The sequence below is a fragment of the Rhizobium sp. BR 317 genome (genome assembly GCF_047445835.1).
In the GTDB taxonomy this organism is placed as follows: domain Bacteria; phylum Pseudomonadota; class Alphaproteobacteria; order Rhizobiales; family Rhizobiaceae; genus Rhizobium; species Rhizobium paranaense.
In genome coordinates, this window is the sequence record NZ_JARWLB010000005.1 from 323,625 (window position 1) to 337,905 (window position 14,281).

The 14,281-nt window shown below is 59.5% G+C and carries 8 protein-coding genes and 1 pseudogene; all 9 read left to right on the plus strand.

The window, feature by feature from the left end:
* Nucleotides 1-5: 5 nt before the first annotated feature.
* The 9 genes and pseudogenes from QD357_RS10890 (at nucleotide 6) to QD357_RS10930 (ending at nucleotide 14,255) form a co-directional block, all read left to right on the plus strand.
* Entirely contained in the window at nucleotides 6-1,904 is a 1,899-nt protein-coding gene (locus QD357_RS10890) for an ABC transporter ATP-binding protein (protein WP_414124294.1), read from the plus strand.
* On the plus strand, nucleotides 1,901-3,817 hold the full coding sequence (locus QD357_RS10895; protein ID WP_414124295.1) for an ABC transporter substrate-binding protein: 1,917 nt from the start codon (nucleotides 1,901-1,903) through the stop codon (nucleotides 3,815-3,817). Before QD357_RS10890 ends, QD357_RS10895 begins: the two co-directional genes overlap by 4 nt.
* Entirely contained in the window at nucleotides 3,810-4,808 is a 999-nt protein-coding gene (locus QD357_RS10900; protein WP_183938153.1) for an ABC transporter permease subunit, read from the plus strand. Before QD357_RS10895 ends, QD357_RS10900 begins: the two co-directional genes overlap by 8 nt.
* On the plus strand, nucleotides 4,805-5,980 hold the full coding sequence (locus tag QD357_RS10905) for an ABC transporter permease (RefSeq protein ID WP_414124296.1): 1,176 nt from the start codon (nucleotides 4,805-4,807) through the stop codon (nucleotides 5,978-5,980). Before QD357_RS10900 ends, QD357_RS10905 begins: the two co-directional genes overlap by 4 nt.
* Nucleotides 5,981-6,328: 348 nt before the next feature.
* Nucleotides 6,329-7,711: a transposase gene (locus QD357_RS10910; protein WP_004126092.1), complete on the plus strand. Its 1,383-nt coding sequence runs from the start codon at nucleotides 6,329-6,331 to the stop codon at nucleotides 7,709-7,711.
* A gap of 14 nt (nucleotides 7,712-7,725) precedes the next feature.
* Nucleotides 7,726-8,874 (plus strand): annotated as a pseudogene (locus QD357_RS10915) (glycosyltransferase family protein); the annotation flags it as partial.
* A gap of 17 nt (nucleotides 8,875-8,891) precedes the next feature.
* Nucleotides 8,892-10,151, plus strand: coding sequence for a glycosyltransferase (locus QD357_RS10920; RefSeq protein ID WP_414124297.1), 1,260 nt, complete (start codon nucleotides 8,892-8,894; stop codon nucleotides 10,149-10,151).
* Nucleotides 10,133-11,305, plus strand: coding sequence for a glycosyltransferase family protein (locus tag QD357_RS10925; RefSeq protein ID WP_414124298.1), 1,173 nt, complete (start codon nucleotides 10,133-10,135; stop codon nucleotides 11,303-11,305). Before QD357_RS10920 ends, QD357_RS10925 begins: the two co-directional genes overlap by 19 nt.
* Nucleotides 11,306-11,540: 235 nt before the next feature.
* A complete protein-coding gene (locus tag QD357_RS10930; protein WP_183938158.1) occupies nucleotides 11,541-14,255 on the plus strand; it encodes an ABC transporter ATP-binding protein in 2,715 nt (904 codons plus the stop codon).
* Nucleotides 14,256-14,281 lie beyond the last annotated feature (26 nt).

Genomic DNA, 14,281 nt, shown 5'->3' on the forward strand with positions numbered 1-14,281 from the left:
TCAGTATGGCGTCTGGGACTGATTTATTGCGTATCGAGAACCTGGACGTCTCGTTCTCGATTTACGGCGACAAGCTACGTGTGGTGAAGAACGCCAATCTCCGGGTGCTTCCCGGCAAGGTAACGGCGCTGGTTGGCGAGTCCGGTTCGGGCAAATCGATCATCAGCCAGTCGATCATGGGCATTCTGCCCACGCCAGCCAAGGCGACCGGCCGCATTCTTTTTACCGATCCGCTGAACGGTGAGACAACGGACGTTCTCCAGTTGCCGCGCGACAGCTTGGAGATGCGCCAGCTTCGCGGCGCGCGCATGGCCAAAATTTTTCAGGAGCCGATGACCTCGCTCTCGCCGCTGCACAGGATCGGCAATCAGATTAGCGAGGCGCTTCGCATCCACAATCCGGGCATCAGCCGAACCGAGCAGCGTGAGAAGACCGAGGAGATGCTGGGCCTCGTCGGGTTTCAGAATCCGCACCGCACCTTCGATATGTACCCATTCGAACTGTCCGGCGGCATGCGCCAGCGCGCGATGATCGCCATGGCGCTGATCTGCAATCCGGCGCTGCTCATTGCCGACGAGCCGACCACGGCATTGGACGTCACGATCCAGGCGCAGATTCTCGGCCTGCTGCGCAATCTGCAGCAGAAATTCAACATGGCCATGCTGCTGATCACCCATGATCTCGGCGTCGTCGCCAATATGGCCGACGAGGTCGTGGTCATCTATCACGGCGAGATCATGGAGGCCGGACCGGTCGATGCGATCTTCCGCCAGCCGCAGCATCGCTATCTCAAGGCATTGATGTCTGCGGTGCCCCATTTCGATATGAAACCCGGCGAACGGCTGAAATCGCTGCGCGACGTGCCGGTCAATCTCAGCACGTTCTCGGGCAAGAAGAAATTGGCCAAAACCGATGGCAACGCTCCGCCGCCGGTGCTGCTCACGGTGCGCAATCTTACCAAGACCTATACATCGAAAGGCACCGGGCTGTTCGGGCGGAAGGCGGGTACGAAGTTCCGCGCCGTCGATGACGTCAGCTTCGACATCCGCCGCGGCGAATGTCTGGGCCTCGTCGGAGAAAGCGGGTGCGGAAAGACGACGGTCAGCAAAATTTTGATGCGCGCCATCAGGGCGGATAGCGGCTCGGTGACATTCGAGGACCGTGACGGCAAGATCGATGTGCTGGCCGTCAAGGGCGACGAACTCATGGAGCTCCGGACCAAGATCCAGATGGTGTTCCAGGACCCGGTTTCATCCTTGTCGCCGCGCATGACGATCCGCAATATCCTGAGCGAACCCCTTGAAATCCACGAGCACGGCGACAGCAGCGAGCGCAAGGAGAAGGTCAAAGGGCTGATGCAGGCCATCGGCCTCGACCAGCACTATCTGAGCCGCTATCCCCACAGCTTTTCCGGCGGTCAGCGCCAGCGCATCGGCATCGCTCGCGCTTTGGCGCTTGGGCCGAAGCTGCTGATTCTCGATGAGCCCGTCTCGGCGCTCGACGTCTCCGTGCAGGCGCAGATCCTTAACCTTCTCAAGGATTTGCAAAAGGAACTTGGCCTTACTTATCTTTTCATCTCGCACAATCTCGCCGTCGTCGACTATATGGCCGACCGCATCGCCGTCATGGCTCGTGGCCGCATCGTCGAAATCGCGCCGCGCGAGATCATCCTGCGCGATCCCGTCCATCCCTATACCCGCTCGCTGCTCGCGGCAGTCCCCTTCCCCGATCTCGACCGGCCGCTTGATTTCTCTACCTTGAATGCCGAGGGCCCGGCCGCCAAACAAAGCTGGGGACCGCAATTCGCGGCGGATGAAGGCGGAGATTTCGCCTACGCCGATCTTGGTGGCGGTCATTTCGTCCATGCCCGCCGCGGCGCCGATGTGAAGGAGTTGCGCTCGTGATCGATCGTCGCACTTTTCTCGGCCTTCTCGCCTCCACCGTGCTGCCGCTGCCGGCGATTGCGGCGGATGCCGACAACGAACCGGATTTCCTGCACGACTGGCTGCGTTCCGGCCAGATGCCACCGCTCGCGCAGCGCTTGCCGAAAAATCCGCGCATCATCAATCTCGCCGCGCTCGGACGTGAGCCTGGCCGTTACGGTGGTTCGCTACGCACGCTCATCGGCAGCCAGAACGACCTGCGTCTCATGAACGTCTATGGTTATGCCCGTCTCGTCGGCTATGATCAGACGCTGACATTGCAGCCGGATATTCTGGAATCCTTCGAGGTGGAGAATGATACCGTCTTCACCTTCAAGCTGCGCGACGGCCATAAGTGGTCGGATGGGAAGCCGTTTACCTCCGAGGACTTCCGTTACTGGTGGGAAGACGTMATTCTCAACAAGACATTGACGCCGGGGGGTGGCGCGCTGGAGCTACGTCCGCACGGGGACCTGCCGCGCTTCGAAGTCATCGATCCGCTGACCGTGCGCTATAGCTGGGATCAGCCTAATCCCTTTTTCCTGCCGAACCTTGCCGCCCCGCAGGCCCTGACGATAGTCGGCCCCAGCCATTATCTCCGGCAGTTTCATCCGAAATATCAGGACGAGATCCGCCTTTCCGCGCTGATGAAGCAATATCGCGTCAAGAAAGTCGCCGACCTGCACATCAAGATGGCTCGTGTTTATCGCCAGGAGAATCCGKAGCTGCCGGTGCTGGACCCCTGGCACAACACGACCGCACCGCCGGCAGAACAATTCGTGTTCGAGCGTAATCCCTACTTCCATCGCATCGATGAAAACGGCAAGCAATTGCCCTATGTCGACCGCTTTATTCTAAATCTCAGCTCCTCGGCGATCATCCCGAATAAAACCGGCACCGGCGACAGCGACCTTCAGGCGACGGCCATTAACTTCGACAATTATACTTTCTTCAAGGACGCGGAGAAGTCCTTTCATCTCAAGGTCAATCTGTGGAAGGCGACGCGCGGCTCGCGCGTGGCGCTGCTGCCGAATCTGAATAGCGCCGATCCGGTATGGCGGCAGGTATTGCGCGACGTACGGGTGCGCCGTGCCCTGTCGCTGGCAATCAACCGCCACGAGATTAACATGGCAGTTTTCTATGGCCTCGGCACTGAAAGCGCCGACACGATGCTGCCGGAAAGCCCGCTCTTCAGGCCCGAATATGCCAAGGCATGGATCGCTCATGATCCGGATCAGGCCAATGCCCTACTCGATGCCGCTGGCCTCGACAAGCGAGACCAGGACGGTATCCGCCTGCTGCCGGATGGACGCCGCGCCGAGATCACGGTCGAGACGGCAGGCGAAGGCACGCTCGACACGGACGTGCTCGAACTCGTTACCGACCATTGGCGCAATGTCGGCATAGCTTTGTTTACCCGCGCCTCTCAGCGCGACGTCCTGCGCAGCCGCGCCATGGGCGGGCGTATCGTGATGTCGATTTGGTTAGGGCTCGACAACGGCGTGGCGACGGCGGACATGAATCCTGGCCAGCTTGCACCGACGATGGACGACCAACTGCAATGGCCCCTCTGGGGCATGTATTATCTTTCCCGCGGCACGCAGGGCACGGCGCCTGACGTGCCGGAAGTGGTGCGGCTCGTCGAGTTGGTGAACCAATGGGGCAAATCTACCTCGTCTTTCGAACGCGCCGAGATATGGCATGAGATGCTGGCGATCTATACCGATCAGGTTTTCTCCATCGGGCTTATCAACGGCACGCTGCAGCCGATTGTGCACGTTGATCGATTGCAGAATGTTCCCGAAAAGGCGCTCTACGGCTTCGATCCCACCTGCTATCTCGGTGTTTATATGCCCGACACCTTCTGGCTGAAGGAGGATCAACCGCGTGTTTAAATATATTCTTTGGCGCATTGCGGTGATGGTCCCGACTCTGCTTGTCATCTCGATGTTGGTCTTCACCATCATCCAGCTTCCGCCGGGCGATTTTTTCGAAAGCCAGATCGCCGAGTTGCGGGCGCAGGGCGAGACGGCCAACATGCAGGAGATTCAGGATCTTCGCCACGAATACGGCCTCGATAAGCCCATAGCGCTGCAATATGTCTATTGGGTCGCCGGCATGCTGCACGGCGATTTCGGCTATTCCTTCGAATATCAACTGCCGGTATCGGATGTGGTGGGCGACCGCTTGTGGCTGACCATCCTGGTGTCGACGGCCACKATCGCTCTTACCTGGCTGATCGCCTTTCCGATCGGCATCTATTCGGCAACCCATCAATATAGCTGGGGCGATTATGGGCTGACCTTCCTTGGTCTGCTCGGCATCGCCATTCCGAACTTCATGCTGGCGCTCATCCTGATGCATTTCGCCAATATCTGGTTCGGTGTGTCGATCGGCCATCTGATGGATCTGCAATATCTGTCGCAGCCTATGAGTTGGGCAAAGGCGCGCTCGATCCTAGCGCACCTATGGATTCCGGTCATCATTGTCGGCACCGCCGGTACCGCCGGCATGATCCGCCGCCTGCGCGCCAACCTGCTCGACGAGATGCAGAAGCAATATGTCGTCACCGCCCGCGCCAAGGGACTGCATCCGCTCAGAGCGCTGGTAAAATATCCGCTGCGCATGGCGCTCAATTTCTTCGTCGCCGATATCGGCTCGATCCTGCCATCGATCATTTCCGGCGCCGAGATCACCGCCATCGTGCTGTCTCTGGAGACAACCGGGCCGATGCTGATCAAGGCGCTGCAGAGCCAGGATATGTATCTCGCCGGCTCGTTCCTGATGTTCCTCGCTTTCCTCAACGTTATCGGCGTGTTGATTTCCGACATAGCCCTTGGCTTCCTCGATCCGCGTATCCGCTTGCAAGGCAGGAGCACAAAGTGAACGCACCCCTGCCGCGCCCGGGCGCACCCCTAGAACACTATGTTTCAACTGCCGACTTCGATCCGGATCAGTTCGAAGCGATGTCGGCCGGTCAGGCCCGCTTCTACAAGGCCTCGCAGAAGCGGTTGATGTGGTGGAAATTCAAGCGGCACCGGCTTGCTCTCGCCTCCGGCATCTTCCTGCTGCTGCTCTACAGCATGATCTTGATTGTTGAATTCCTGGCCCCCTATGGCCTGCACACCCGCAATGTCGATTTTATCCATGCACCGCCGCAGCGGGTTCACTTCTTCAATAACGGTGAATTCGTCGGCCCCTTCGTCTATGGCCGCAAGATGACGCTCGACATCGATACGCTGCGGCGGATCTATACCGACAAAAAGGACGACGTGCAGCCGATCCGCTTTTTCTGTCGTGGTGATGGCTATCGGTTCTGGGGCTTGGTGGATGCGAATATCCATTTGGTCTGCCCCGCTGTCGGCGGCCAGATGTACCTGCTCGGTACCGACCGGCTGGGGCGTGACGTATTGTCCCGTATCATCTATGGCGCGCGCATCTCCCTGACGATCGGGCTGGTCGGCATCGCCATCAGCTTCGTGCTGGGGATAGTCATCGGCGGGCTGGCGGGATATCATGGTGGCATCTTCGACCTTCTCGTCCAGCGGGTCATCGAAGTGCTGCAATCGTTGCCGAGCCTGCCGCTGTGGATGGCGCTCGCGGCGATCATGCCGGTGACCTGGAGCCCCATCATCATCTATTTCGGTATTACCATCATCCTCGGCATTCTCGATTGGACCGGATTGGCGCGCGCCGTTCGCTCCAAGCTCTTGTCTTTGCGCGAAGAGGACTATGTACTTGCTGCGCAATTGATGGGTGCAAGTTCTCCGCGTATTATCGGACGTCATCTTGTACCTGGATTCATGTCGCATCTGATCGCGACGGCGACGATTTCGATTCCCAGCATGATCCTCGGCGAAACTGCGCTGAGCTTCCTGGGTCTCGGTCTTCGCCCACCGATCACTAGCTGGGGTATCCTGCTCACCGAAGCGAGAGACGTCAGCGTCATTGCATTTTATCCGTGGCTACTCTTTCCGATGGTCCCGGTGATTTTGGTCATTCTGGCGTTCAACTTTTTAGGAGACGGCTTGCGCGACGCAGCCGATCCCTACAAATAGCGAAAAGCGTGGCCAAGAAATGGATTGCAATTCGAAGAGCGGCCGCGGACGTCGTTTGACCAACCGCGAAAATGACTTTCATTCCTGAGGTTTTGCCCATGAAGCGGCGCTTAGAAGATGCTCGAATCCTCATGTATAGCCATGACACATTCGGTCTCGGTCACCTTAGCTTGACTTTGTACAAAATCTCTTTGGAGTTTCGGGTTTGTAGCGGCGGCGCTGATCTTCCGCGTACTGGCAGCGTGGCGCGCGCGGCACTCTCATTTTGAGGCAATTTGAGCGGGGTGAATCAATTCGCCGCAGTCTCTCTGACTTGCCTGTTTCGCGTGACCGGATTCGAACCGGTGGATGACCGATCATAATGAGAACTGCGTCGGGTCGGGTGATCCTGTTCCGCAAATCCTTCGCCAGTGGCTGTCGTCGTTTCGTCCCTGGTTCACGGCACCCAGCTGGGAGCATCTCCTGGTCCTGGTGATGGGTGCGATCCTGTCTCCAGGCAAACGAACAGTGACGTCCTGTTTGCGGATCACCGGCCGCGCCGAGGCTGGCAATTTTTCCCTCTACCATCAGCTCCTCAATCGCGCGCGTTGGAACCCGCGTACGTTGGCTTCGCGGCTGTTATCGGTCGTTGTCGCCAGCCTCGTACCCGATGGTCCCATTGTGATCGGTATGGATGACACCATCGAACGCCGATGGGGACCAAAGATTGCCGCGCGTGGCATTTATCGCGATCCAGTGCGCTCCAGTCACGGTCACTTCGTCAAAGCCAGCGGCTTGCGCTGGTTGAGCTTCATGGTTCTTGCCCCGGTCCCATGGGCCAAATGCATCAAGGCCCTACCAGTCTTAACGCTTTTATGCCCCTCAGAGCGCTACGACAAAAAGAGGGGACGAAGGCACAAACTGCTGACGGATTGGGCAAGACAGGGCGTGATGCAGCTTTGCCGCTGGCTGCCTGGACGCGATCTCATCTTTGTTGGCGACAGCAGTTTTGCTGTCCACACATTGGCTGCAGCGCTACCAGGCAGAGCCACCCTCATCACACGCCTGCGTCTCGACGCCAGTCTGTTCACCCCGCCAGATCCGCGACACGAACATACGCTCGGGCGGCCCGCACAAAAAGGCATGCCCTTGCCCAAGCTCAAGGCGGTCCTCAACAATCCCAAGACCGTCTGGCAACGCGTCATCGCGTCAACCTGGTATGGCAGACAAACCGATAAACACCTTGATATCACGACAGGCACTGGCTTGTGGTATCGGCGGGGAACCCCACCAAGGCCAATTCGCTGGGTCCTGGTTCGAGACCCGACCGGCCGCCGCGAACCGCAGGCGTTTATGAGCACCAATACCGAGCTCGAGCCGACCCAGATCATCGCCTATTTCGTTCGGCGCTGGCAGATCGAAGTGACGTTCGCCGAAACACGCGCCCATCTCGGTGTGGAGACCCAGCGCCAGTGGAATGGCAACGCCATCATCCGCACAACACCTTCGCTCCTGGCCCTCTATAGTCTCGTGACGCTGTGGGCGGGAGATGTTCTCAGCCAAAGCACGCGCCCTTACGCCGCCGCATGGTACAGGAAAACCGATCTGACATTCACAGATGCGATTGGCGCTGTGCGTCTCGTTTTGTGGAGCGACGATCTTTATCGACACTCACCGTCAAACCTGGAAATGCATAAAATACCGCCAGGGCGACTTGTCCGTATGGCGCAGGCGCTTTGCTTCGCCGCATAATGCACAAAGTCGAGCTTAGGCGGTGCCGAACGATCGCGCATGCGCTCGTCGAGGACTATCGAGGGTTGACCGTCCTGATCATTTCCGGCGCGACGATTGCCGGTGCTTTCGATTATCGAGCCCGAGTCGATTTTGTGAAGGTGCCGAGCGTCATCAAGCTGCGCGATGGCGAATACACGTCGATGGCAAGCCACGTTGATCTTCAGGAAACCCTGAAGATGCGCCAGTCGATCATCCGTCACACGGCGGAGACCTTTCAGCCCGACATCTTCATCGTCGACAAGGAGCCGATGGGTCTGAAGGGCGAGGTCGAGGAGACGCTGCAGTATCTGAAGGCGCGCGGCACCACGCTCGTGCTCGGCATGCGCGATGTCATGGACGCGCCGCACCTGCTGGAAGCGGAGTGGAAGAAGAACAACGTGCTGCAGAAGATCGATCAGTTTTACGATCGTGTCTGGGTCTACGGCCCACCGGATTTCCATGATCCCCTTGTCGGTCTCGATGCGCCGCCCGGCGTACGCCGGAAGATGGAGTTCGTCGGCTTCCTGCAGCGCAGTGTATCCACTCTGGGCACGAAGTCGGAACATGTGCCCGACGAGGATTACATTTTGGTCACGACCGGTGGCGGCGGCGACGGCGCCGATCTCGTCAGCGATGTCGTCGGCGCTTTCGAGCAGGACGATACGCTTCAACACAAAACGTTGATCGTGCTCGGCCCGTATATGCCGGTCAAGGAACGCAACCACCTGATCGAACGCGCAAATAAGATTGCCTGTCTGCAGGTAATAGAATTCGACAACAAGATGGAAGAGCTGATCGCCGGTGCCAAGGGCGTTGTCGCCATGGGTGGCTACAACACCTATTGCGAGATTCTGTCCTTCGACAAGCCGGCGCTGATCATTCCGCGCACGCGCCCACGCGAGGAACAGTTAATCCGCGCCCAAAGGGCAAGCGAGCTCGGCCTTGTCGACATGCTGCTGCCGGAGGAATCCGCCGATCCGAAACTGCTTGCGGCTGCGCTGAAGCGCCTGCCGACGCGCGCACCACCATCGGCGAGCGGCGAGAACATGCGGCTGGAAGGGTTGGTGCATATTTCCCGCATTGTCGGCGATTGGTTTGACGACCGCGACCATTATCCGCCGCTGTCGATCGTCGCCGAATAGAGCATCGGAACCGATCGATGCGAAAAAAAATCCTGGTGGTGCTCAAGGGCTATCCCCGCCTGTCCGAGACTTTCATCGCGCAGGAGTTGCTTGGCCTGGAAAGGGCCGGCTTCGACCTGACGCTGATCTCGATGCGCAAGCCGACGGACAAGAAGCGCCATCCCGTCCATGACGAGATCAAGGCCCGGGTCGTCTATCTGCCGGAATATCTGTACAACGAGCCGCTGCGCGTGCTGCGTGCCTTCCTAGCCGGGATCAGGAAACCCGGCTTCAAGCCGCTGCTCCGGCAGTTCTGGGCCGATCTCAAGCGCGACATTACGCCGAATCGCGTCCGGCGTTTCGGCCAGGCGCTGGTGCTGGCGCATGAATGGCCGGACAATGGCGAGTGGCTGCACGCGCATTTCATCCATACGCCGGCCTCGGTGACAGCCTATGCCAGCATCATGACCGGCATTCCCTGGACGTGCTCGGCGCATGCCAAGGATATCTGGACCTCGCCGGATTGGGAGCTTTCGGAAAAGCTCGAACGCGCCCGCTGGACGGTGACGTGCACGCGTAGCGGCTTCGAGCATATGCGAGATCTGACGGCGGTGCCCGAGAATGTGCACCTCAGCTATCACGGCCTCGATCTCGCACGTTTCGCGCCCTTTACAGGCCATCATTCCGATCGTGATGGCGCACAGGCATCCGATCCAGCGCTGCTGCTCAGCGTCGGGCGTGCGGTGGAGAAGAAGGGTTACGACGTGCTGCTGAGAGCATTGGCGCTGCTGCCCGTCGATCTCCATTGGCGCTTTACCCATATCGGCGGCGGCGATGGGCTGGCGAAGCTGAAGGCGCTTGCCGAGACGCTCGGCATTGCCGACCGCATCACCTGGAAAGGCGCGATGGCGCAGGAAGATGTGCTGGCGCGTTATCGCCAGGCGGATCTCTTCACCCTTGCCTGCCGTGTGGCGGCGGATGGCGACCGCGACGGTCTGCCGAATGTGCTGGTCGAGGCTTCCAGCCAGCGCCTCACCTGCCTCTCCACCAATATTTCCGGCGTGCCGGAGCTGCTGACCGATGGCGAAAACGGCTTCCTCGTGCMGCCGGAGGACCCGAAGGCGCTGGCGGCGGCGATGGAACGGGCGATCCGCAACCCGGCGCTGCGCCATCGGCTTGGAGACGCTGCCGAAAAACGAGTGCGCGAGCATTTCGATCATCATTCCAGCATTTGGCAATTGACGCGGCTGTTCGAGGAACAGTGGCAAAAAGAAGAGCAATGGCGCAAATCCGCATGACGCCCCTCCGCAATTCATCTTTCCCTACTTCGTCCCCCCGTGTTTTTTTCTATGTTCAGCATTTGCTCGGCATCGGCCATCTTGCTCGTGCCAGCCGCATTGCCAGCGCCTTGGCGAAGGATGGTTGCCAGGTAACGGTCGTCACCGGCGGTGTGCTGGTAAACGGCTTTCCGGGCCTGGATGTCACCTCCGTCACCCTGCCGCCGGTTGTCGCCAGCAGCGCCGGCTTTTCGGGACTTGCCGATCAGTCGGGAAACGCCGTCGGCGAGGAGTTTCTGGCCGCGCGCCGCGACCGGCTGCTGGATGCTTTCCGGACGGCGGCGCCCGATGTCGTCATCATCGAGGCATTTCCCTTCGGCCGCCGTCAAATGCGCTTCGAACTCCTGCCGCTGCTCGATGCCATCGCCGGAGCCAACCCAAGGCCGAAGCTCTACACCTCCGTGCGCGATATCCTGCAGCAGCAGAGGAAGCCGGGGCGCGACGAAGAGACGGTTGCGCTGCTGCGTGATCATTTCGACGGCGTTCTCGTCCATGGCGATCCCAATTTCGTTCGATTGGAGGAGACATTTCCCCTCACCTCGGCCATATCCGACAAGATCACCTATACCGGTCTGGTTGCACCACCGCTGCCGCCCGAACCGGCCGAAATCTTCGACATCATGGTTTCCGCCGGTGGTGGTGCCGTCGGTCGCGATCTGATCCGCGCCTCGCTGGAGGCGGCAAGCCGAGGGGCGGTCGACCGTCGCTGGCTGTTGGTCACTGGGCCGAACCTGCCGGAGCCGGATTTCGCTGCATTGACAAAGGATGCACCCGGCAATGTCAACGTCGTCCGTTTCCGCAAGGATTTTCCGTCCTTGCTGCGGGGGGCGGAACTGTCGATCTCGCAGGCGGGCTATAACACGGTCGGCGATCTCCTTGTCACCGGCTGCCGCTCGATCCTGGTTCCGTTCACGGCCGGAGGCGAGACGGAGCAGTCTGTGCGTGCCGAGCGGCTGGAGAAACTCGGACTGGCGCTAGCCTTGCCGGAAGCAGGGTTGACGACGGATCAGCTCGCCAACGCGGTGGAAATAGCGCTGTCGCGGCCGAAGCCGTCGAACCCTGATATTGACCTTACCGGCGCCGAGCGAACCTCGGCGATCATTCGCGAAGCGTGACGGTTGCAGCAAATGCATCTGTCACAACACCTCATCGTTTTGCTCTGCTCGCTTTGTGTAATCTTGTGATATAAATCGAAATTCAATGAATCGGGATGTGCTTGGACGACTGACCGGGCGGCGTTCCGTTTTCAAAATGGGGCGCGTATCCACGATGAACTCCTCCCGCACGTCTGCAGCACTGGCGCCGACACCGGCCGCCAAGACCGTTGAATTTGGAAGCACGCAATAAGCGATGGAAAAAAGTCTAGCGCGTTACATCTGGTCGAATACCCGGCTGGAGCAGATCTGGATCCTGACGATCGTCGCCGCTTCGATGATCCCTTACTTTCTGTCCTTCGACTTGCCGAAGCAGATCGTCAACGGACCAATCCAGGGCAAGGGTTTCGAGCATCCAGGCCAAACCCAAACCTTCATGCACATCTCCTTCGATGTGCCCGTGCTGGGGCACATCGAAGTATTTCAGGGTCTGCAGCTCACCCGTTTTTGGATGCTGATCGCCCTGAGCCTGGTGTTTCTAGCGCTTGTCGTCCTCAATGGTCTCTTCAAGCTTTACATCAACACCTATAAGGGCCGGTTGGGTGAGCGCATGCTGCGCCGCATCCGCTTCGAGCTGATCGACCGCGTGCTGCGTTTTCCGCCGGCGCATTTCAAGCGGGTGAAACCAGCCGAAATCGCCACCATGATCAAGGACGAGGTGGAGCCGATGGGCGGCTTCACTGGCGACGCTTTCGTGCAGCCGGCACTTCTCGGCGGCCAGGCGGTCACTGCGCTCGTGTTCATCATCCTGCAGAATTTCTGGCTGGGTATGATCGCCGCGGCCATCGTCGCCGTGCAGGCCGTCGTCATCCCGCGCATGCGCAAGCGACTGCTGGAGCTCGGGCGCCAACGGCAGCTCACGGCGCGTGAATTGTCCGGTCGTGTCGGCGAAATTGTCGAAGGCATTGGCACGATCCATGCCAACGACACCACCAATCTGGAGCGCGCGGATATTGCCTATCGTCTCGGGCTGATCTTCTCGATCCGCTACGATCTCTATCAGTGGAAGTTCCTGGTGAAATTCATCAATAACTTCCTCGCCCAGGTCACGCCCTTCCTGTTCTATTCGATCGGCGGCTTCTTTGCGCTGCAGGGCCGGCTCGATATCGGCCAGCTCGTGGCCGTCATCAACGCTTACAAAGACCTGCCGGGGCCGCTGAAGGAACTCATCGACTGGGATCAATCGCGCCAGGACGTGCAGGTCAAATACAATCAGGTGGTCGAGCAGTTCAGCGTCGACGGCCTGATCGAACCGAAAATCCAGCTTGTCTCGCCGGCGCCCGCCGGCCGCATTACCCACCCGCTGGTCGCGACCAATCTTACCGTGATCGATGACAGCGGCGCCCGGGTTCTGGATCACGTCTCGGTCGAAATCCACCCCGGCGAGACGGTAGCGATCGTCGGCGATAGCGGTGCCGGTGGCGAATATCTTGCCGAGGCGCTGGGCCGGCTGGTCTGGCCGGATACCGGCCGCATCACCATCGATGGCCGCGACCTTTTGGAACTGCCGGAATCGCTGACGGGGCGGCGCATCGCCTATGCCTCGTCGGAGACGTTCTTCTTCCATGGCACATTGCGCAACAATCTTCTCTATGGCCTGAAGCATGCGCCGCTGACCTCGGCGGATTATGACGACGAGGCGGCCATCAAGCTCAAATGGCAGATGGTGGAGGCCCGCCGCGCCGGTAACCCGGAGCTGGATATCAGCAGCGACTGGGTCGATTATACGGCCGCAGGCGCCACCGGCCCGCAGGATATCTACGCAGCCATCCGCCCCGTTCTCGATGCTGTGGCCATGTCCCAGGATATTCTCGACATGGCGCTGCGCTCGAATGTCGACACGGTCACGCATGACGATCTGACTTCACGCATCGTCGAGCTACGCCAGGCGCTGCGTCTCAGACTGCAGGAGGAGAACATCGAAGGGCTTGTCGTGCCTTTCGAATTCGACGCCTACAATCCGCAGGCCACGGTCGGCGAAAACATGTTGTTCGGCACGCTTAAGCGGCCGCTGATGACCAACCGCAAGCTCGCCGCCCATCCCTATTTCCAAAAGCTGTTTACGGAGACCGGTCTCGATACCGACCTCTACGACATGGGCCTGGAAATCGCCGAGAACGCCGTCGAACTCTTCACCGACCTGCCGCCGGATCATCCCTTCTTCCAGCAGCTCACCTTCATGACGGCGGAGGATATCCCGACGTACGAAGCGTTGGTGCAGAAGCTGAACGGCAAGGGCTTTAGCGCCGCGACGCCGGATGAGCGGGTGGCTATCATCCGCCTCAGCTTTTCCTATATCGAACCCCGGCACCGTTTCGGTCTTCTGACGCAGACGCTGATGGACAAGATCGTCAAGGCGCGCGCCAAGTTCCACGAACATATCCCCGCCGATCTGGCCCGCGTGATCGAGCGTTACGACCCCGAGCGCTTCACCGCTTCGGCGACATTAATGGACAACATGCTGTTCGGCCGTATCGCGCATCAGCAGGCCGATGCGCCCGAGCGTATCCACACCATCATGTACGACGTCTTCGAACGGCTCGGCATGCAGGACAGCGTATTGTCGATCGGCCTCGATTTCGACGTCGGTTCCGGCGGCAAGCGCCTGACCAATGTGCAGCGGCAGAAGCTCAATCTCGGCCGCGCCTTGCTGAAGCGAGCCGATTACATCATCTGCAATCGCCCGCTGCCGGCGCTCGACCATCGCGTCCAGGATCAGATCGCCCGCGCGATCCTGACGGGGCTAGACAGAAGCGAAAATGCGCCTGCGGTCATTTGGGTGCTATCCAATCCGGGCTTTGCGGAGCTATTCGATCGCGTTCTGGTTTTCGATCGCGGCAGCCTGGTGGAAAGCGGCACAACCACCGATCTTTTGGAGAAAAACGGTATGTTCAAAGAACTGTTATCGTAATATCCTATTGCAACGGTGGTATCTGG

Bases quoted from the DNA above. Each gene is read 5' to 3' on its own strand.
- QD357_RS10890 (WP_414124294.1), top strand. From the start codon at position 6: ATGGCGTCTGGGACTGATTTATTGCGTATCGAGAACCTGGACGTCTCG.
- QD357_RS10910 (WP_004126092.1), top strand. From the start codon at position 6,329: ATGACCGATCATAATGAGAACTGCGTCGGGTCGGGTGATCCTGTTCCG.
- QD357_RS10925 (WP_414124298.1), top strand. From the start codon at position 10,133: ATGGCGCAAATCCGCATGACGCCCCTCCGCAATTCATCTTTCCCTACT.
- QD357_RS10930 (WP_183938158.1), top strand. From the start codon at position 11,541: ATGGAAAAAAGTCTAGCGCGTTACATCTGGTCGAATACCCGGCTGGAG.